The following is a 19,132-nucleotide window of genomic DNA, read 5'->3' as shown; positions in this document are numbered from 1 at the left end:
TACTAGATCAACACAGGGCATCCGGTTCGCCGAGCAACGGCGGGCTGGATGCCCTGATCTGTTCGTCTTCCTTGTTGCCTGTTCACTGCTCGTAACGAGCTTCCCGCGTGCGCCTCGTGGCCCCCGTAACTCAAACGAATGACCTCTTTTCAAGCGGGTGAATTCGTGATTTCCGCTGGTAGGGGCTGAGAAGCGGGCTTACGCTCGACGGCATGGAATGAACCGCTTCGGAATTCGCTGAAGGCATTTCCAGGGGCGGCTCCAAGTGAATTGCGCATTGAGGAAGAAGGTAGCCGTGAAGAAAACGATTACCGCACTCTCGCTCGTCGCAGCACTGTTCACCGCCTCTACCGTCCCGGCTGCCAGTGCGGCACCAGCCGCGCCAGAACTGCCGGCGGCGTGCGCCGGTCTCGTCACGGACCTCGCCGGAAAGCTCACGAAAACCGTCAGCAGCCTGCTGCCTCTGCCCAACGTGGGCGCCGTCACACCGCTCGTCGGAGACCTGCTCGGTCTGGTGACAGCGATGCAGAGCTCCGGCTGTCTGCCGACACCTCCGGTCAGCGTGCCGGGCGTGCCGATCCCGAAGGCGGCCGTCGAATACGCCGGCCCGGTCGACCAGTGCCTGCCGGTCGTGCTGAACCTGATCGCCAGCATCGCCGGGCTGGGCGGCACGGTGCTGGGCGCCGCCGGTGGCGCACTGCCTGACGTCGGCAAACTCACCGGCTTGCTGACCACGTTGCTCAAGACCGTCACCGACCTGCTGAGCAAGTGCGGCCTCCCGGCGCCTCCCGGCGGCCTGCCCGCGCTGCCCGGCCTGCCACTGCCGATCCAGAACAGCTAGCTCTCCACGCGGGGTGGAAAAGGGCCCGTCACCGGTCTCGGTGACGGGCCCTTTGCCGTGCACGGAGAGTAGTATTCCGTTTGGACCGGAATAACCTGGACGAGCTGCGACGTCACCCATTTGTCGCAGTTCAAGGGTTTTCGGGTAAAGCACACAATGGTGCGACTGATTCGTAATCGGCGCGGAGATGTGGTTAACCTGAATTTGCTCGATCCGCTGCTCGAAGAACGGAAAACTGCAGATGATCAAGAAAGCAATCGTCCTCGGTGCCGCTATCGCAGGCATGGGACTCTTCGCGTCGACCGCGCACGCCGCTCCCACCCAGAGCCGTGACGTGCTGGACACGCAGCTGGTTGGTCCCATCTCCATCACCGCGCTGTCGCACAACCCGTGGACTCCCGGCAACGGCAACGTGACCGGATCGGGCAACATCGGAGGCAACGGAAACAACGTCGGGAACAACAACAACGGCGGTAACGGCAACAGCAACGGCGGCGGTGGCAACAACGTCGGTGCCGGCAACTCGGGTGGGAACGGCAACAATTCGCCCGGTTTCCCCGGCTGATCCGGACCGGAGGATTCGTCTGGCGCTCAGCTGATGTCCGGCCGATGCACCGGCCGGCTTCCCCAGGTCAGCTGATCTCCAGACGGGCGCGGGTCGCCGCCACCCGCGGACTCCAGCCCGCGAGCTCGTGCGCTTCGGCCACGAGCTCGCGGGCTTTCGCGTTGTCGCCGTCCGCCATCCACGCCCGCGCGATCGTGATCAGGTCGTCGGCCCGCCCCACGGCGTTCTCGCTGGCCTCCGCCGAGTACCCGGCGAGCTGCCGGGCCGTGGCCGTGTCGCCCTCGACCAGCGCCATGATCGCGAGCGTCCCGTGAGCACGGTGCTTCGGGTACCCGGCCTGGTAGGCGTTGCCGAACATGCTGCGGGCGGTCTCCAGCCCCACCTCGGCGGGGAACTGCCCGGCCTCGACCGCGAGCACCGCGACCCCGGCCGTCGTGGCCATGACGAACGCCAGGTCACGCGTGCTCAGGTCCTCGCGAGCGGTCAGCCCGATGACCGTCTGCATCGCGTCGAGGTACTTCCCGCGGGCGCACGACGTGACGACCTTGAGCCCCACGACCGTGAGCAGGTCGGGGTGCTCCCGCACCAGCTCGGCGTGGATCCGCTCGGCCTCGTCGACGTCCCCGCGCTGGTAGGCGTCCATGCCGGCGACCACGCGCGGCCGTGCCTCCAGCTCGCCGAGCGGCCGCCCGGTCATCCGGGGCAGCGTGAACACGTACCAGCCGAGACTCGTGTGGCCGGGCTTCTCGAACGGCGCGAGCTGCAGCAGGAAGCAGGCCGTCGCCGCGAGCGCCATGCCCTTGCCGAACGACGACCCGGCGGCGAGCCACGTCAGCCCGGCGACCACCGCGCAGAACGCGATCGCGAACGCTCCGGTGAGGACGGTCCGCCGCCGCACCCCGGGCTTGAGCCCGCTGATCCCCACCGTCGCGAGGACCGGGATCTTGCGCAGCACCACCCGCTGGTGGGTCCACGTCCACGACCTGAGCTCGCCACCCAGCCCGATGATCACGTGCGTGATCCGGAGTCCGAAGAGGACGGCGCCGAGCGCCAGGCCCGCCTGCGCGGCCATCAGCTCGACGAGCAGGCCGGCCAGCGCTCCGGCGAGCCCGAGGTAGAACTCCGAGAGGGTCCAGGCGATCGTTCCGGCCACCACCAGGGCCGTGACGACCCAACGCACAACAGTCACGGTCAGCAGACGCTACCGGCGCGACGGTGGTTCCGAGCTCAGACCACCGGCTGAGAGCCGCCCTCGCGGACCGGCAGCCCCGCCGCCCGCCAGCCGCGGAACCCGCCGACCAGGTCCGTCGCGTTCGGCAGGCCCACGCGCTGCAGGTCCCGGGCCGCGAGCGACGACGAGTAGCCCTCGTTGCAGACCACGACGACGGTGGTGTCCGCGGTGAACCCCGGCAGCCGCCAGTCGCCCTCCGGGTCGAGCCGCCACTCCAGCACGATCCGCTCGACCACGACCGAGTTCTCGATCTCGCCCTCGGCCAGCCGGTTGTGCGCGGGCCGGATGTCCACGACCAGCACGTCCTCCAGCGCCAGCACCTCGTGCGGTTCGAGCCGCTTCAGGTGCGACCGGGCCTCGCCGAGGATGGTGTCGAGCTTGCTCACGGGCCCTCCAGGTCGGCCAGCTGACGCAGTTCGGCCAGCGGCAGGCGTTGCGCGGGCAGTGGCGGGATCGAGTCGGGGATGTCGAGCAACGAGGCGTACTCGCGCGTCGGCACCAGCGGCGGCGAGTAGGCGTGCACGGTCGCGGCCGGCGCGTCGAACGGGTTCAGCACCTGGTGCGCCCGCCCGGACCCGAAGCCCAGCGCGTCCCCGGTGTCGCGCACGGCCGACCGGATCGGCCCGGCGGGGTAGCGGTAGTCCTCCTGCAGCTTGCCCTTGAGCACCGTGAACGAGCCGGCGGACCCACCGTGGTCGTGCGGCTCGGTGCCCTGACCGGGCAGCCACGACAGCAACCACAGCTCGACGCCCTCGGTCAGCCCGAGACGCGCCCACCAGCGGCGTTCGGTCGAGTAGTCGAGGATCTGGAGCAGCCCGGTGGTGAGCTCGCTCGCCACGAACGACGTCAGGTCGCGCAGCTCGCGGGGCGTCCACAGGTCGCGCGACGGGTGGATCACGTCGCGCAGCAGCCTGCTGTCCAGCGCGGGGTGGAGGTCGAACTGTTCTTGTCCGGGAAGGTTTTCGGCATACGTCGAAGTCACGCACTCGCTCCTGAAGGCCGCGTCGTTTGGGGTAGCGACTCAGACGCGACGCAGGGCGCTTTTGTCAGCGCGAGCGTCGCGTCGGCCTACACGCGCACGACGCCACGAGTACGAAGTCGATCGTGCGGTCGGTCCAGCAGTAGACGACCACGTCCGTGATGGTGCCAGACGCACTCTGAGTGTGGCTAGAGCGTCCATTTGGCGGAAGAACGTCGGACACAGAGTCAAGTGACCGCAAGGAGTTCTCAGCGCGGGATGCGGAGCAGCAACAACGAGCGCGCCGGGACGCTCACCGTCGCACGTGGAGCGAGGGAACCGGGATTCGCCGGCGACCCGTCCACCGTCGTCGTGTCGAGGAACGGTTCGTACGACGGCCCGTAGCGCTCGTGCGGAAGCGTCACGCTGATGGCCTCCGCACCGGCGTGCATCAGCATCAGCCACGAGTCGTCGGACACGAGTTCGCCGTCCCGCGTGCGCGACAGGCAGTTCGAGCCGTCGATGAACATGCCGAGCGTGCGGCGGCCCTCGTCGAACCAGTCCGTCTCGGCCATCTCGTGGCCGTCCGGCCGGAACCACACCAGGTCGGGGTTGCCGCTCGGCGTCGTGCGGCCCTCGAAGAACTCGGGCTGCCGCAACGCGGGGGAGGACGCGCGCAGGTCGATCAGCCGCTGGGTGAACCCGAGCAACGCCTCGCCGGCCTCGCTGGTGGTCCAGTCGACCCACGAGACCTCGTTGTCGAGGCAGTACGGGTTGTTGTTGCCGCCCTGGGTGCGCCACATCTCGTCGCCCGCCGTCATCATCGGCGTGCCGGTCGACAGCAGCAGCGTCGAGAGCAGGTTGCGCGCCTGCTTCGCCCGCAGCGCGAGGACCTCCCGGTCGGTCGTCTCGCCCTCGGCGCCGCAGTTCCACGACCTGTTGTCGTTGGTGCCGTCGCGGTTCTGCTCACCGTTCTCGTCGTTGTGCTTGTCGTTGTAGGACACCAGGTCCCGCAACGTGAAGCCGTCGTGCGCGGTGATGAAGTTGATCGACTGCCACGGCCGGCGCAGGTCGTCCGCGTAGAGGTCGGAAGACCCCGACAGCCGGTACGCGAGGTCGCGCACGGACGTGTGGCCGCGCCAGAAGTCCCTGACCGTGTCGCGATAACGGCCGTTCCACTCCGCCCACTGCACGCCGAAGTCGCCGACGCGGTAGCCGTCGCCCGTCGCGTCCCACGGCTCGGCGATCAGCTTCGACCGGCACAGCACCGGGTCCGTCGTGATCGCGGTCAGCAACGCCGAGTCGCGGTCGAAGAACCCGCCGCCCGGCCGGCCCATGGTCGAGGCGAGGTCGAACCGGAACCCGTCGACGCCCATCTCGTCCGCCCAGTACCGCAGCGAGTCCGTCACCAGTCTGACGACCTGCGGCGACCCGGCGTCCAGCGTGTTGCCGCAGCCCGTGATGTCGACCGTGCTGCCGCCGCCCGCGTGCAGGTAGTAGCCCGGCGCGTCGTAGCCGCGGAAGCAGATCGTCGGGCCGTCCGGACCGCCCTCGCAGGTGTGGTTGTAGACGACGTCGATCAGCACCTCGATGTTCGCCGCGTGCATCGCCGCGACCATCGTGCGGAACTCCTGGATCTCGTTGCCCGGCTCGCTCGCGTACGCGGCGTGCGGCGCGCAGTAGCCCAACGGCGAGTAGCCCCAGTAGTTGCTCGCGCCGCGGCTGATGAGCGACGGCTCGTCCTGGAACGCCTGCACCGGCAGCAGTTCGACGGACGTGACGCCCAGCCGCGCGAGGTGCTCGATCGCGGCCGGGTGCGCGAGACCGAGATACGTGCCGCGCAGCTTCTCCGGGATCTCCGGGTGGTTCTTCGTGAACCCCTTGACGTGCATCTCGTAGATCACGGCCTCTTCGAACGGCACCTCGGGCTTCACGCCCGTGTCCGCGCCGCCCGGCGAGCTCACGACCGACAACGGCACGGAGCCGAGCGAGTCGATCGCCGACGGCGGGCCGTGCATCGGGTCGCCGACGTACCCGAGCGAGGCCTCGAGGTTCGTGATCCGCCCCTCGATCTGCCGCGCGTACGGGTCGACCAGCAGCTTGGCCGGGTTGCAGCGCAGCCCGCGGCCCGCGTCGTACGGCCCGTGCACCCGGAACCCGTACCGCTGGCCGGGCGTGACGCCGGGCACCAGCCCGTGCCAGACGCCGAACGTCCGTTCGGTCAGCTCGACCCGTTTCTCGGTGCCGTCGTCGTCGACGAGGCAGACCTCGACCGCGTCGGCGACGTGGGACGTCACCGCGAACCGGACACCGCCTGCCTCGGCGTGTGCCCCCAGGGGGAACGGTCGGCCTGCCAGCACCTCGGACTCGGGTCGCGTAGCCATGCCTCCGATCTTGGCATCCGGAACCGACAAAAAACTTGAGACTTCACACAGGCGGCGCAGTGCCCGAGGGACACCCCGATGAGTGGTCGGTCGGGGGCCGTTCGGAAGAATGGGGGCGTGGCGGACGTCGACGTGACAGATCTGGTCGTGCACATGGCGGGCGTGTCGGTCCGCCGAGGCAAGAACACGCTGGTCGGAAACATCGACTGGAGCGTGGAACTGGACGAGCGCTGGGTGGTGCTGGGCCCGAACGGGGCCGGCAAGACGACCCTGCTAAGGCTCTCCAGCGCCGACCTGCACCCGACCAAGGGCAAGGTCCATCTTCTGGGTGAACGCCTGGGCAAAACGGACGTGCAGGAGCTGAAGCCCCGAATCGGCCTCTGCTCGGCCGCGCTGAACGGCCGCGTCCCGGCCGACGAGACCGTCGTGGACCTCGTCGTGTCCGCGGGCTACGCGGTGCTCGGCCGCTGGCGCGAGCAGTACGGCAAGGAAGACACCGACCGCGCCCGCGAGTTGCTCGGCACGCTCGGCATGGAACACCTCGCCGACCGCCTCTACGGCACGCTCAGCGAGGGCGAGCGCAAGCGCACGCTGATCGCCCGCGCGTTGATGACCGACCCCGAGATGCTGCTGCTGGACGAGCCCGCCGCGGGCCTCGACCTGGGCGGCCGCGAGGACCTGGTCGCGAAGCTCTCCGAGCTCGCCCTGGACCCGGACGCGCCCGCGATGGTGCTGGTCACGCACCACGTCGAGGAGATCCCGCCGGGCTTCACGCACGCGCTGCTGCTGCGCGAGGGCTCGATCGTCGCCCAGGGTCTGCTGGACGACGTGCTGACCGAGGAGAACCTCTCCAAGACGTTCGGGCAGGACCTGGAGCTGCAGAAGGCCGGGGACCGCTTCTTCGCCCGCCGCAAGGTCTGACAAGCTACTGCCGGGTAACGTGACACCGTCGTCGCGACAACTGATGGAGGGCCGCGTGGCTGAGTTCGTGAGGCTGGAAGTCGAGGACGGGATCGGCACGATCCGCCTGGAGCGGCCGCCGATGAACGCCCTGAACCGGCAGGTGCAGACCGAGCTCCAGGCCGCCGCGAAGGAGGCCTCCGAGCGTTCGGACGTCTACGCGGTGATCGTGTACGGCGGCGAGAAGGTCTTCGCGGCCGGCGCGGACGTCAAGGAGTTCGCGCAGATCTCCCACGCCGAGATGACGTTGCGGGCCAAGGGCCTGTCGGACGCGCTCGGCGCGCTGGCCTCGGTGCCGAAGCCGACGGTCGCCGCGATCACGGGCTACGCGCTCGGCGGCGGGTTCGAGGTCGCCCTGGGCTGCGACCGCCGGATCGCCGGTGACAACGCGAAGGTCGGCCAGCCCGAGATCCTGCTGGGCCTGATCCCCGGTGGTGGCGGCACGCAGCGCCTCGCCCGGCTGATCGGCCCGGCCAAGACCAAGGACCTGCTCTACACCGGCCGGTTCGTCGGCGCCCAGGAGGCGCTAGAGCTCGGCATGGTCGACGAGGTCGTCGCGCCGGACGACGTGTACGCGGCGGCCCGGCGCTGGGCGGGGCAGTTCGTGAACGGCCCGGTGCTGGCGCTGGCCGCGACGAAGGCCGCCGTCGACGGCGGCCTCGACACCGACCTGGAGTCGGGTCTCAAGCTCGAGAGCCACCTCTTCGCGGCGCTGTTCGCGACGGAGGACAAGAAGGCGGGCGTGGAGTCGTTCATCGAGAACGGTCCCGGAAAGGCGAAGTTCAGTGGCAACTGACCCGGCACCCAACCCGCACGCGACCGCGGAAGAGGTCGAGGCGGCGTACAAGGACACCAAGCTCGCCCAGGTGCTCTACCACGACTGGGAAGCGGGCACGTACGACGAGAAGTGGTCGATCTCCTACGACGACCGCTGCATCACCTACGCGACGGACCGGTTCCGTGCCGCCGCGGGTGACGTCGGCCCGTACGAGCACGCGCTGGAACTGGGCTGCGGCACGGGTTTCTTCCTGCTGAACCTGATGCAGGGCGATGTGATCAAGAAGGGCTCGGTCACCGACCTGTCGCCCGGCATGGTCGAAGTGGCTCTGCGGAACGCCTCGCACCTCGGGCTCGACGTGGACGGCCGGGTCGCCGACGCCGAGCGCATCCCGTACGACGACAACACGTTCGACCTCGTCGTCGGGCACGCGGTGCTGCACCACATCCCGGACGTCGAGTCGGCGATGCGCGAGGTGCTGCGGGTGTTGAAGCCCGGCGGCAAGTTCGTGTTCGCGGGTGACCCGACGAACATCGGCAACTTCTACGCGCGCAAGCTCGGCGCGGCGACCTGGTGGCTGACGACCAACGTCACCAAGGCCCTGCCGGCGCTGGGGTCGTGGCGGCGTCCGCAGGAGGAGCTCGACGAGTCGTCCCGTGCCGCCGCGCTGGAGGCCGTGGTCGACCTGCACACGTTCGACCCGGACCAGCTGGAGGCGACCGCTCGTCGCGCCGGCGCGGTCGGGGTGCACGCCGTGACGGACGAGCTGTCGGCCGCGTTGTTCGGCTGGCCGGTGCGGACGTTCGAGGCCGCGGTGCCGCGCGAGAAGCTGGGCTTCGGGTGGGCGATGTTCGCCTACCGCACCTGGCAGAACCTCTCGTGGGTGGACCAGAACGTGCTCTCGAAGGTGCTGCCGCGCGAGGTGTTCTACAACGTGTCGATCACCGGTAGGAAGTCTTCGTAAGTTGGGGTATGCGTTCACCGCGGACGACGTGGCGTTTCTGCGCTCTTCCGCAGGAGTCGCCGCGTTGGCCGCGGTGGACGGGTATCCGTTGACCGACGCCTCGCGGTTGCGCGACGTCGAGAGGGCCCGCGCGTTGCTGGGGCCGTCGTTCGCCCCGGTCGTGGAAACCGTGCTGCTGCGGCGTCGTGCGGTGTCCAAACTGGACTCGGCCGGGTCGTGGCTGTTCACCGACGACGCTCTGCAGCAGGCGACGGCTTCGGCCGTGGCACGGCATCGCGCTGAGCGGTTCGCCGGTCGGTCGGTGCACGACGTGACGTGTTCCGTCGGTGCGGATCTCTTCGCTTTGAGCTCGGTGGCTTCGTGGTGTGTCGGGTCGGACCTCGATCCGGTGCGGGTCGCCATGGCGCGCCACAACGTTCCTGGAGTGCCGGTCGTGATCGCGGACGCGTTGCGGCCGGTCTCTCGTGCTTCCGCCGTGACGGCCGATCCGGCTCGTCGTGACTCCTCCGGCCGTCGCAAGTGGAATCCCTCGGACTTCGTGCCGCCGCTGGACGAGCTGGCCGAGGTGTACGCGGGGGTCGACCTCGCGGTGAAGTGTGCGCCGGGCATCGACTTCGCCGTCGCGCCGTGGGCCGACGAGATCGAGGTCGTGTCGCTGGACGGTGCCGTGCGCGAGGCGTGTCTGTGGACGCGAGGCCTTGCCACGCCTGGGGTTTCCCGGCGCGCGTCGGTGTTGCGCGGGTCGTCGTCGTGGACGCTGACCGACGCCGAGCCCGACGACTGCCCGGTGTCTGCGCCGGGCGCGTGGCTGATCGACCCGGACGGCGCGGTCGTGCGGGCCGGGCTCGTGCGGCATTACGCGGCGCGGCACGGGTTGTGGCAGCTCGACGAACGCATCGCGTACCTGAGCGGGGACACGCCTCCGCCGGGCATCCGGGCGTTCCGCGTGCTCGAACACGGGCACTACACGGAGAAGTCGCTCAAGTCGTTGCTGAAGACGCGGGGGATCGGTGCGCTGGAGATCCTGGTGCGCGGGCTGGACGTCGACCCGAACACCCTGCGGAAACGGCTGAAGCTCTCCGGGTCGGCGTCGGCCGCGGTCGTGCTGACGCGGATCGGCTCAAAGCCCGTTTTCGTGTTGTGCGAGGCTGAGCGCACCTAGCAGCAGTTCGAGGCGGGTGTCGTCGTACGCCGGCCGCAGCCTGTCACCCTGCTTGAGGGTCGCGATGCCGTGCAGCGAGGTCCAGAAGACCTCGGTCAACGCCTCCAGGTGCCGTTCGCCCCGGATCGGCTCGACCGCGGCGACGAGCTCGCCGAACGCGTCGAGCAGCTCCTGCGGCACCTCGTCCGTGCCCCACGGGATGTCGGACTGCTGCACGAACATCGCGTCGTAGAGCGCGGGCCGTTCTTTCGCGAACTTCAGGTAAGCCTCCGCCGCCGCCCGCAGCCGTGACTCGCCTCGGGAGGGTCGGGCCTTCCTGAGCTCCCGCGCCAGGTCGCCGCAGCCCTGGATCGCCACCGCGCGCACGATCGCGTCCTTGCCCTTGAAGTGGCTGTACAGCACCGGCTGGCTGTACTCGACCTTCTCGGCGAGCCTGCGCGTCGTGACCGCGTCCCAGCCCTCCGCCTCGGCCAGGTCCCGCGCCGCGTCGATGATCAGCTGGTGCCGCTCGGCCCGCTCGCGCTCCCGCCGGTTCTGAATGCTCACGCTCGAAAATCTAGCACTGCTAGACAAGCGAGCGGTCGACTGTTAGCGTCGCTCGTGTCGCTAGCAGTGCTAGATTTCAATGGAGGATCGAGATGCGCTTCAACACGGTGATGGCTGCCCTGGTGGTCGTGGCGGGCTTCTGGTTCGGCCTGGGCTACCTGCTGAACGGCGACGGCGCGGCGGCGGGCTTCGGCATCGTCGACCCGGCCGGCTACTACGTCGTGAAGGGCGTGCGCGACCTCGCGTACGCGTTGACAGCTCTGATCCTGCTGCTCATGGGCCATCGCCGGGCGTTGGGCTGGGTGATCCTCGCCGACGCGATCATCCCGATCGGGGACTGCCTGGCCGTGATCACCCACGGCGGCACGGTCGGTTACGCGTTGATGGTGCACGGCTCCGCGGCCGTGCTGGTCGTGCTCACGGCCGGCCTGCTCCTGCGTGAGACAGCGCCTGCACGGCTTCCCGCAGCTCAGGCTCACTGATCTCGGCCACCAGCAACCCGGTCAGGACCTGAAAGGCCCGCCGCAGCTCGGCGGGATGCGTGGACAACACCAACGTGCCGTCGAACGCCTGAGTGTCGCGCAGGTCGTCCAGCCCGCGCCCCTGCACCGCGTTCACGCCCTCGCGCAGACACCACAACGCCATCACGTTGTCCCGCATCCCGTTGAGCATGTGCACGACCTGCCACACCCGCCCGCGCGCGAGCGACGACCGCACGTGCAACGCGTACAACCAGGCCATGCCGACAAGCCAGTCCCGATCAGGCTGCCGCGCCCGCGGAATCTCGTTGGCCTCACCGAACAACAGCTTGAACGCCGGCCCGATGGCCCCGAACTCCCCGGACGGCCAGAACGCCACGTCGACCTGCAACGTGGACCGCATCAGGAACACCCGGAACAACACGGTCCCGCGCCGCACGTCGAGGTGACTGACAGCCCCGCACGCGTACATCAGCGCGGTCCAGTCGTCCACCACGGCATCAAGATCACGCTCGACCGACAGCGCGAAGTCGATGTCCGACCACCGGTCCTCTTCCCCCACCGAGGCCGACCCGGTCAACGCGGCCCCGATCACCCGCGGATCAGTGTCGGCGGCGTTGACGAGGTCACGACGCAACTGATCGCGCTCCGAAACGGTGAACACCGCACAACCCTATAAGCCCGAACTTCAGCCCGGCTTGCGAACGAGGTTCGTGTACCCGGCCAGCGCCAGCGTCGCCAGCCCCCACACCGCCAGCTGCACCACCCAGATGGCGGCCGTGAACGCCTGCCCCTTCCGCGAAGCGGTGTCCAGATCGCACCGGGCCCGCATCCCGGTCATCGCCAACGGCAACCCGCGATCCAGCCCGAGCCCCACCAGTTCGACCGTCGAACAAGGAGTCCCGGCCCCGACAGGCGCCGTGGCAACCCGTTCCGCCACAAGATGTCCAGGCCGCGTGGAAACCTGCCCGGCCACCCACCCCAATGCCCCGGCCGCCACCAGCACCAGCATCAACGCCGCCGCCGTCCTGCGCGCCCGGTACCCGTACCCGGCGAGCACACCCCACAACCAGTGGAACCACCTCGTGAGCGGTCCACCCAACGACTCCGGACTGCGCCGCCGCAGATCCGTCTGCTGAGCCATGAGGATCTGCCGGACGGTCCCGTCGTGCCCAGCGGCCCGCTCCACCGCAGCCAGCCGTTGGTAGGCGGAAGCGTGATAGGCGGGCGTGTGACAGCGGATGACGTGCAGCCACTCTTCCCAATGCCACGTCGGCGAGAGAGAGGAGTAGCTGAAGTCGTCGAGCCGCACACGGCCCGTGTGGTCACATGTGCTGCCTCGTCGCTTGTCGGGACACAGGCTGGAGTGCGGCAATCGCACCGCGCCCGCCACCATGTGCCGCAGGTTCAGCGATTCCGACCTCGCCGCCAGTTCGATCGACTCCTCGCAGAGGAACCAGTCACCGGCCCGGACGTTGCTCAGGCTGACGGCGCCGCTGTCACCGCCCGCGGAGAGCCGGGTGCCGCCGGTCAAGGAGATGCCGCCGCCGACGTGCGCGTGGTCCAGGGTCACCGCGGCACCAGCGCCGTTCGAGATCTTCGTGTCGGCGATGAGGAAGGATCCGCCGACCTCGACGTCGGTCGCGTCCAGCCCCGGTCCGCCGGCGCTGGTGATGTCCGTGCCGGCCAGGGTCACGCGCCCCGACACGTGCGTGCCGACGAGCAGGAGTGCTCCCGCCGCACCGCCCGACGTGAGCCGGACGCCATCCTCCAGGCGGATGGGACCGCCGATGTCGGCGGCCCAGATCCCCAGCGCCGGTCCGGTGTCGTTGCTGATCTCGGTGGACGTCACGACCAGGTTCGAGGCGAGCCGGGCGCCGTTGAGCGACACCGCCGGGCGCTCGCCGTGCCCGGCGAAACGGGCTCCCTGCACCAGCATCTGGCCCCGGACCGTGAGTTTGTCCGCGTTCAGGGCGGGACCGGCGGCGTTGGTGATCCGCACGTCGCTGAACTCGGCGTCGCCGCCGACCTGGCCGCCGATGAGCTTGATCGCGCCGCGCTCGTCGTCGCGCTCGACGCGCACCCCGTCGCGCAGGAACAGATCCCCGTCGATCTGGAGGCCGTCCGCGTAGATCCCCGCACAGCGGCCACCGGAGAACAGGAGGTCGGGCAGGGTCGCGTAGCGGGCCTCGATCGGTTCTTCGATCGTGCAGTCGACGAAGGCCAGCCCGACCGCGGCCTTCACCCTGTCCAGGTCGAGGACGCCGCGGATCCGGGCGCTGTCGAGCCGCACGCCGACGGGGTCGAGGTCTCCGTGACGACCCAGCAGCAGGTCTCTGATGAGGTCGGCCGGTACCGGGGCGTCCTTCTTCGCGCACTCCAGCCACTCGCCGGCGCGGGCCGCGTTGACGAGCCGCTGCTCGATGTCGGTCACCCTCGGATCATTCCTGCAAGAGGCGGCTCCGTCAGCGAAACGGAGCCGCCCCAAGCAAGAACTACCCGAGTGCCACAGCGAAGACGTGCATGTTCACGTCATCCGGCAGCACGACGCTCGCCAGCGTCTTGCCCTCCGGAGCCACGTACGTCTTCGTCGCGAAGATGTGCGTGGCGACCTTCTCGTTGCCGCCGCCCAACTGGTTGCGGTACGGCGTGTTGGCGACGATCACGTTGCCGAAGCTCGGTGCCGCCCCGCCGCCGCCCAGCGTCCAGTCGCTGAACCCGACCTCGACCTGCGCGGTGGTGCCGTCCGTGAACGTCACCGTGGCCGCCTTGGCCCGGGCACCGTTGGCCGCCGACCCCACGAACGCCAACCGGGTACCCGACAGGGCAAGGGTTTGCTTCTGCGCCGTCGCGTTGTCGGGACGGCCAGGAGGCGAGGACGGCCAGGTGAACGTGAGGCCGTCGACGGTGGCGGTGCCGCCCGGCGGGAGTCCGGCCGTGGCCAGGGCTTCGCGCGAGTAGCTGTAGCCGCCGCCGTCGAAGTCGCCCTCACCGTCGGCGTCGGCGGAGGCACCGACGTTGTTGACCGCGGCGAGCATGCTGCCCGCCGGCGCCACCTTCACGATCTGCGGCAGCACGACCGGTTTCGCGGCGCCCTCGACGGTCACCGTCACGGTGATGTCGTAGAACCCTTGTGCGGTACCGGCGTCGGCCGCGACCGTGAAGTCCGCGGGCACCGTGCCGCTGGCGGGCGTGAAGGTGAGTCCCGGAGGTCCGGTGATCGTGTAGGTGGCCTTCGGCGAGCCGTCGTACAGCTTGACGGAGTTCACCTTCGCGGGCACCGACTTGCCGGGCTCCACGACGAGCTGACGCGGTTCGACGGTCAGGAAGTACGGCTGGTCGTGCTTGATCGGCTTCTCGCCGTCGCGGAACGACGGCGGGGCGTCCGAGGCGCCCGTACCCCACGACGAAGCCGTCTTGCCCAGCACGAAGTCGAGCTTGCCGCCGCGTTCCACGAACGACTCGGGCAGCCAGGTCTTGGTGGCAGCGCGACCGTTGACCTTCAGCGACTGCACGTACTTCGTCGCGGTGTTGGCCTGCGGGGCCGTGATCGTGATGTCCTTGCCACCGCCGCGGTTGATCTTCACCGAGGTGAACAGCGGCGCGCTCAGCACGAGCTCGGCGCGCGACGGCACCTGCGGGTAGATGCCCATCGCGGTGAACACGAACCACGACGACATGGCGCCGAGGTCGTCGTTGCCGGGGATGCCGCCGGGAGCGTTCTTCCACAGCGTGGTGATGGTCTCGCGCAGCGTCTCCTGCGCCTTGGCCGGTGCGCCCGTGTAGTTGTAGAGCCACGGGACGTTCACGGACGGTTCGTTGTCCAGTTCGGACTTCGCGCCGCCCTTGCCCGTCAACGCCCAGCTGCCGTCGGCGTTGTGGAAGAAGTCGTCGAGTCGCTTGTTGGCGCGTTCCTTGCCGCCGAGCGAGTCCACGAGCCCGGCCACGTTGTGCGTGACCATCCACGTGTACTGCGCGCTGCTGCCCTCGACGAACCCGTTGCCGGTGTCGGGCGTGAAGTCCTTGACCCACGTGCCGTCGGCGTTGCGGTTGCGGATGTAGCCGCCGGTGGAGTCCGCGACCGGGTCGAAGTTGTTCTGCCACCACTGGGCGCGCTCGGCGAACGTCTTCGCGGTCTTCTTGTCGCCGCTGCGTTCGGCGAGCTGGCTGATCGCGAAGTCCGCCGCGGAGATCTCCAGGGTCTCCGCCGCGCCACCCCACGCGTTCGACACGGCCGGCATGTACTTGTTCTGCAGGTACTTGTCGAGCGACGGGCGCTGGCCGACCGACATCACGGCCCAGCCGTCCTTGCTCAGGTCGAGCGCCGTGGGCACGGTCGCGGCCTTCACCAACGACTTCAGGGACGACTTGAGGTCGTACTTGTCGCCACCGAACGCCGAGATGGCGGCCAGTGCGATCGGCGCGGGGTCGCCGTTCATGACGTGCGTGCCGCCGCCGTTGTGGGTCCAGCGGTCCCACACGCCGTTGTTCTGGTCGCTCTGGTTGAGCAGCGACTGCGCGATGTCCGACCCGACCTGCGGTTCGAGCATGGTGAGCAGCTGCAGCTGCGAGCGGTAGATGTCCCAGCCGGAGAACGTGCCGTACTGGGCCTTCTGCCTGCGTTTGTCGATCTTGTGGGTCTTGCCGTCGAACCCGGCGTACTCGCCGTTGACATCGCTGAAGAGGTTGGGGTGCAACAGCGAGTGGTACAGCGCGGTGTAGAACTTCGTCCGCTCGTCATCGGAGCCGCCGCCGACCTCGATGCGCTTGAGCTGCTTCTGCCACGCGATGTACGCGTTGTCCCTCATGTCCTCAATGGACTGACCCTTGTTCTCGGCCTTGAGGTTCTCCCGCGCGTTGTCCAGGCTCACGTAGGAGATGCCGACCTTCATGCCGACCTGCGAGCCGGGCGCGAAGCCGAGGTAGGCGCCGGAACCCTTGCCCAGCACCGGCCAGCCGTTCGTCCCGTACGTCGTGCCGCCCTGCGACGACGTGCCACCGGGCGTGACAACGTTGTCCTGGTACGTGCCGACCTCGGTGAACGCCTGGTCGAACTCCGCCACGAAGTGCAGCGTGTAGTAGCTGCGGCGGCCGACCTGGTTGATGTAGCCGCAGAAGTTGCCGGACGTCACGGAGCCGGTGATCGTCCGCTTGTCCTTGTCGATCACGGTCTGCGCGTCGGAGCTGCCGACCTGCGACTTGGACGTGTTGACCAGCACCGTCGCCGGCTTGTCGGCGGGGAAGCTGAACCGCGCGGCACCGGTGCGTTCGGTGGCGGACAGCTCGGCCTTGGCGCCGGACTTGAGCGTCACGTCGTAGCGGCCGGGCTTGGCCACCTCGTCGGTGTGCGCGAAGTCGCTGGCGTAGACGGCGTCCGTCGCGTCGGTCGTCGGGCTGGTCGTGACGGTCCCGACGTGCGGGAAGATCGGGATGTCACCGCTGCCGCCCGCGCAGCCCGTGCCGGACATGTGCGTGAGGCTGAAGCCGCGGATCTTCGTGGCGTCGTACCGGTAACCGCCGGGAGCCGCGGCGCGCAGGGTGTTGCCGCGACTGGCCTCCGGGCTGAAGGAGAACATGCCGAACGGCACGACCGCGCCGGGAAAGGTGTTCCCGAGGTTGGTCGTGCCGATGAACGGGTTCACGTGTGCTGCCGGATCCGGCACCACCATGATCTGGGGCTGAGCGGAGGCAGGGACCACTCCGAACGTCATGGCCGCCACTACCGCAGCTGTCGTGAGGACTCTTCGCTGCATGGTCGCGGACCCTACTTTCCGTGCCCGCGTAACCCCAGAGAGCGACGTGAAGTTGTCGTCAAACGGACAAGCGCTGCTCCATGAAGGCCCTCAACGCGGGCCAATCGCAGTCTTCCGCGACCTCTACCTGGTGCTTTCCCTCGACGAGCGCACCCTCGTCGTCGATGTCGAGCCCGTGCGTGCGCAGCTGCAGCGTCCCCGGCACGATCGCCTCCGCCACCGCCACGGCGTCGTGGACGAGGATGCCCTCGGGCCGGTCCGAGTGGTTCTGGTCGGGGTTCGCCGCCAGGTACTCGCGGTAGGTCCCCGTGAGGTTGCTGAGCACGGGGTCGACGTTCGCGAGGAACGCGGTGTCCGCGATGCACCGCTGCGTGAGGTTGAGCGGTACCACGATCGGGTTGCCCTTGCGGATCACCGTCCGCGCCGCTTCGGCGTCCGCCCAGAAGTTGAACTCGGCCCTGAGCGTCATGTTCCCGATCCCGAGCCCACCGCCCATGACGACGAGCCGCGGGAACATGATCCCGGCGTCCAGCGCCTTCGCGATGTTCGTGAGCGGCCCGATCGCCGCCACCACCGTGTCGGGCGTGAGGTGGTCCGCGAAGAACTGGACGACGTCCTCGCTTTTCACGCTTTCGGGGTTCTCCGGCAACGTGTGCGCCTGCCCGCCGAGCCCGTCCTCCCCGTGCACGTCGGCGGCCCCTCCCGGCCCTGGGGACCCCTTCACCACGGGCACGTCGGTGCGCTTGAGGTGCGCGAGCAACCGCAGCGCGTTCGCCGTCGTGAGCTCCAGCCCGACGTTGCCGAACACCGTGGTCAACGCCCTGAGGTCGACCTCGGGACTGCGAGCGGCGAGCGCGATAGCGAACGCGTCGTCGACGCCGGGATCGGTGTCGATGATGAGAGGAGTGGCCATGCCACCAGCTTGCCCGAGACGGCCCCGGCACCCGAAGTTAAAGTGCCCGTCATGACTTCGATGTGGGGAGCACCCGTCTGGACGCGCTGGCGCAGGTCGCGCCGGGACCCGATGCAGGCGCGGTTCCTCACGATGGCCTCCCTGCGCTGGGTCCTGCGCCACCGCGCCTACACCCCGTGGTACCTCGTCCGGTACTGGCGGCTGCTCAAGTTCCGCCTGCTCAACCCGCACGTCGTGCTGCGCGGCATGGTGTTCTTCGGCAAGCGCGTCGAGGTCATGGCCCGCCCCGGCTTCGGCCGCCTCGAGATCGGCCGCTGGGTCCACATCGGCGACGGCAACGCCATCCGCTGCCACGAGGGGTCGCTGCGCATCGGCGACAAGGTGGTGTTCGGCAAGGACAACACCGTCAACTGCTACCTCGACATCGAGATCGGCGCGTCGTCGCTCGTCGCCGACTGGGTGTACATCTGCGACTTCGACCACAAGGTCGAGGACATCACCCTGCCGATCAAGGACCAGGGCATCGTGAAGACGCCGGTGCGCATCGGGCCGGACTGCTGGCTCGGCGCCAAGGTGACGGTGCTGCGCGGCACCCGCGTGGGGCGCGGGTGCGTGCTCGGGGCGCACGCGATCGTGCGCGGGGACATCCCGGACTTCAAGATCGCGGTCGGCATGCCGGCCCGGGTGGTGCGGGACCGGCGGGCGGACTACGAGGCGGACGCGCAGCGGCGTGCGGACATCGCGGACATGGCCCGCAAGGCCAAGGACGCCCTGGCCAAGCGGGTGGAGGACGCGTCCGCCTAGTGCGCCGGCTGCCGTGAGGTGAGCGGCGCGAGCTGCGGGCGCTTGGGCACGAAACCGTCGCCCGGCTGGCGGCCGATGAGCTTGTTGCGGGTTCGCGTGTAGGCGACGGGCAGCACCTGGTCGCGCAGCCACCGCCAGTGGTCCAGCACGGAGGCGGACGCGGCCTTGCCCTCCAGCGGCGTCAGCCAGGCCGGGTCGAACGGGATGTCGAGCGCCGACAGCACGTGGCCCGCCAACCGTCTGTGCCCCAACGACGACAGGTGCAGCCGGTCCGGGCCGAAGTAGCGCGAGTCGTGCACGCACTCGTCGGCCTCGACGTCGACCAGGATCGCGCCGTAACGCGAAGCTGCGGTGCGCACGGCCGTGTTCAGGGCATCGATGCGTGGCCGCATGCGCCAGCCGAACGGCATGCGGTGCGAGATGTCGCTCAACGTGAAGACGGCGACGGTCGGCGCGAACGACGTCACGGCGTGCACCATCGCGTCTGCGCGCGCTGCGATCTGTTCCAGGGTCGCGTTGGACATGACGTCGTTGCCACCGCCGAACAGCACCACCAGGTCAGGTTCCAACGCGCGCGCGGACGGGACCTGCTCCACCAGCATCTGGTCGAGGCGACGGCCGCGCACGCCGAGGTTGGCATAACGGAAGCCCGGCGCGTCCAGGGCGGACGCGACCCGGTCCGCCCAGCCCCGGTAGCGGCCGTCGGGAAGCAGGTCGTCCAGGCCCTCGGTGCAGCTGTCCCCGAGCGCCACGAAGCGTTGGTATTTCATTCAGTCCTCGGTCACCTGTTGTTA

Annotated in this window: 18 protein-coding genes; 8 read left to right on the top strand and 10 right to left on the bottom strand. The window is 69.1% G+C overall.

Going from position 1 to position 19,132, the window contains the following annotated elements; all coding sequences use genetic code 11:
• Positions 1-295 precede the first annotated feature (295 nt).
• Positions 296-841, top strand: a complete 546-nt coding sequence (locus tag ACFWNN_RS33985) for a hypothetical protein (protein ID WP_382444042.1) — start codon at positions 296-298, stop codon at positions 839-841.
• 241 nt (positions 842-1,082) lie between these two features.
• Positions 1,083-1,406 carry a hypothetical protein gene (locus ACFWNN_RS33980; protein WP_285646903.1) on the top strand — a complete coding sequence of 108 codons (324 nt, stop codon included), beginning with the start codon at positions 1,083-1,085 and terminating at the stop codon, positions 1,404-1,406.
• A gap of 67 nt (positions 1,407-1,473) precedes the next feature.
• Here ACFWNN_RS33980 and ACFWNN_RS33975 read toward each other — a convergent pair whose 3' ends face one another.
• The 4 genes from ACFWNN_RS33975 to glgX all read right to left on the bottom strand — a co-directional run bounded on the left by ACFWNN_RS33975 (position 1,474) and on the right by glgX (position 5,979).
• Positions 1,474-2,595 carry a hypothetical protein gene (locus ACFWNN_RS33975; protein ID WP_382444041.1) on the bottom strand — a complete coding sequence of 374 codons (1,122 nt, stop codon included), beginning with the start codon at positions 2,593-2,595 and terminating at the stop codon, positions 1,474-1,476.
• A gap of 38 nt (positions 2,596-2,633) precedes the next feature.
• Positions 2,634-3,023, bottom strand: coding sequence for a rhodanese-like domain-containing protein (locus tag ACFWNN_RS33970; protein WP_382444040.1), 390 nt, complete (start codon positions 3,021-3,023; stop codon positions 2,634-2,636).
• Positions 3,020-3,619 carry a cysteine dioxygenase gene (locus ACFWNN_RS33965; protein ID WP_382444039.1) on the bottom strand — a complete coding sequence of 200 codons (600 nt, stop codon included), beginning with the start codon at positions 3,617-3,619 and terminating at the stop codon, positions 3,020-3,022. Before ACFWNN_RS33965 ends, ACFWNN_RS33970 begins: the two co-directional genes overlap by 4 nt.
• A gap of 245 nt (positions 3,620-3,864) precedes the next feature.
• Positions 3,865-5,979 (bottom strand): glycogen debranching protein GlgX, encoded by a 2,115-nt coding sequence (gene glgX / locus ACFWNN_RS33960; RefSeq protein ID WP_382444038.1) that lies wholly within the window; start codon positions 5,977-5,979, stop codon positions 3,865-3,867.
• Between the two features lie 78 nt (positions 5,980-6,057).
• Between glgX and ACFWNN_RS33955 the strand changes: the two genes are divergently transcribed.
• From ACFWNN_RS33955 to ACFWNN_RS33940, 4 genes are read left to right on the top strand one after another with little or no spacing between them, the layout of a single operon-like run.
• Positions 6,058-6,900, top strand: a complete 843-nt coding sequence (locus ACFWNN_RS33955) for an ABC transporter ATP-binding protein (protein ID WP_382444037.1) — start codon at positions 6,058-6,060, stop codon at positions 6,898-6,900.
• A 55-nt stretch (positions 6,901-6,955) separates the two neighbouring features.
• Positions 6,956-7,735 carry an enoyl-CoA hydratase/isomerase family protein gene (locus ACFWNN_RS33950; RefSeq protein ID WP_285646908.1) on the top strand — a complete coding sequence of 260 codons (780 nt, stop codon included), beginning with the start codon at positions 6,956-6,958 and terminating at the stop codon, positions 7,733-7,735.
• A complete protein-coding gene (locus tag ACFWNN_RS33945) occupies positions 7,725-8,681 on the top strand; it encodes a class I SAM-dependent methyltransferase (RefSeq protein WP_382444036.1) in 957 nt (318 codons plus the stop codon). The genes ACFWNN_RS33950 and ACFWNN_RS33945 overlap by 11 nt, the downstream gene beginning before the upstream one ends.
• Position 8,682: 1 nt before the next feature.
• A complete protein-coding gene (locus tag ACFWNN_RS33940) occupies positions 8,683-9,843 on the top strand; it encodes a class I SAM-dependent methyltransferase (protein WP_382444035.1) in 1,161 nt (386 codons plus the stop codon).
• Here the strand turns inward: ACFWNN_RS33940 and ACFWNN_RS33935 are convergent.
• Positions 9,802-10,389, bottom strand: a complete 588-nt coding sequence (locus ACFWNN_RS33935) for a TetR/AcrR family transcriptional regulator (RefSeq protein ID WP_382444034.1) — start codon at positions 10,387-10,389, stop codon at positions 9,802-9,804. The two genes, ACFWNN_RS33940 and ACFWNN_RS33935, sit on opposite strands and share 42 nt — an antisense overlap.
• A gap of 92 nt (positions 10,390-10,481) precedes the next feature.
• Between ACFWNN_RS33935 and ACFWNN_RS33930 the strand changes: the two genes are divergently transcribed.
• A complete protein-coding gene (locus ACFWNN_RS33930) occupies positions 10,482-10,871 on the top strand; it encodes a DUF4267 domain-containing protein (protein ID WP_382444033.1) in 390 nt (129 codons plus the stop codon).
• Here the strand turns inward: ACFWNN_RS33930 and ACFWNN_RS33925 are convergent.
• The 4 genes from ACFWNN_RS33925 to ACFWNN_RS33910 all read right to left on the bottom strand — a co-directional run bounded on the left by ACFWNN_RS33925 (position 10,807) and on the right by ACFWNN_RS33910 (position 17,534).
• A complete protein-coding gene (locus ACFWNN_RS33925; RefSeq protein ID WP_382444032.1) occupies positions 10,807-11,532 on the bottom strand; it encodes a nucleotidyltransferase domain-containing protein in 726 nt (241 codons plus the stop codon). The two genes, ACFWNN_RS33930 and ACFWNN_RS33925, sit on opposite strands and share 65 nt — an antisense overlap.
• Before the next feature lie 24 nt (positions 11,533-11,556).
• The gene (locus ACFWNN_RS33920) at positions 11,557-13,302 is read right to left on the bottom strand and encodes a hypothetical protein (protein ID WP_382444031.1); all 1,746 of its coding nucleotides are present in this window, start codon (positions 13,300-13,302) and stop codon (positions 11,557-11,559) included.
• 61 nt (positions 13,303-13,363) lie between these two features.
• On the bottom strand, positions 13,364-16,621 hold the full coding sequence (locus tag ACFWNN_RS33915) for a GH92 family glycosyl hydrolase (protein ID WP_382444030.1): 3,258 nt from the start codon (positions 16,619-16,621) through the stop codon (positions 13,364-13,366).
• 58 nt (positions 16,622-16,679) lie between these two features.
• Complete coding sequence (locus ACFWNN_RS33910; protein ID WP_382444029.1) at positions 16,680-17,534, bottom strand: nucleoside hydrolase; 855 nt, start codon at positions 17,532-17,534, stop codon at positions 16,680-16,682.
• 51 nt (positions 17,535-17,585) lie between these two features.
• Here ACFWNN_RS33910 and ACFWNN_RS33905 point away from each other — a divergent pair, with 51 nt between their 5' ends.
• Positions 17,586-18,338 carry an acyltransferase gene (locus ACFWNN_RS33905; RefSeq protein ID WP_382444028.1) on the top strand — a complete coding sequence of 251 codons (753 nt, stop codon included), beginning with the start codon at positions 17,586-17,588 and terminating at the stop codon, positions 18,336-18,338.
• On the opposite strand, the gene ACFWNN_RS33900 is transcribed toward ACFWNN_RS33905, so the two are convergent.
• Positions 18,335-19,108, bottom strand: coding sequence for an SGNH/GDSL hydrolase family protein (locus tag ACFWNN_RS33900; RefSeq protein WP_382444027.1), 774 nt, complete (start codon positions 19,106-19,108; stop codon positions 18,335-18,337). The two genes, ACFWNN_RS33905 and ACFWNN_RS33900, sit on opposite strands and share 4 nt — an antisense overlap.
• Between the last annotated feature and the right edge of the window lie 24 nt (positions 19,109-19,132).

The sequence above is a fragment of the Lentzea sp. NPDC058450 genome (assembly GCF_042721395.1).
GTDB lineage: Bacteria > Actinomycetota > Actinomycetes > Mycobacteriales > Pseudonocardiaceae > Lentzea.
This window is presented reverse-complemented; position numbering and strand designations above follow the sequence as displayed.

Coding starts and splice junctions, on each gene's coding strand:
- ACFWNN_RS33905 (WP_382444028.1), top strand. CDS start 17,586: ATGACTTCGATGTGGGGAGCACCCGTCTGGACGCGCTGGCGCAGGTCG.
- ACFWNN_RS33910 (WP_382444029.1), bottom strand. CDS start 17,534: ATGGCCACTCCTCTCATCATCGACACCGATCCCGGCGTCGACGACGCG.
- glgX (WP_382444038.1), bottom strand. CDS start 5,979: ATGGCTACGCGACCCGAGTCCGAGGTGCTGGCAGGCCGACCGTTCCCC.
- ACFWNN_RS33980 (WP_285646903.1), top strand. CDS start 1,083: ATGATCAAGAAAGCAATCGTCCTCGGTGCCGCTATCGCAGGCATGGGA.
- ACFWNN_RS33915 (WP_382444030.1), bottom strand. CDS start 16,621: ATGCAGCGAAGAGTCCTCACGACAGCTGCGGTAGTGGCGGCCATGACG.
- ACFWNN_RS33900 (WP_382444027.1), bottom strand. CDS start 19,108: ATGAAATACCAACGCTTCGTGGCGCTCGGGGACAGCTGCACCGAGGGC.
- ACFWNN_RS33930 (WP_382444033.1), top strand. CDS start 10,482: ATGCGCTTCAACACGGTGATGGCTGCCCTGGTGGTCGTGGCGGGCTTC.
- ACFWNN_RS33955 (WP_382444037.1), top strand. CDS start 6,058: ATGAGTGGTCGGTCGGGGGCCGTTCGGAAGAATGGGGGCGTGGCGGAC.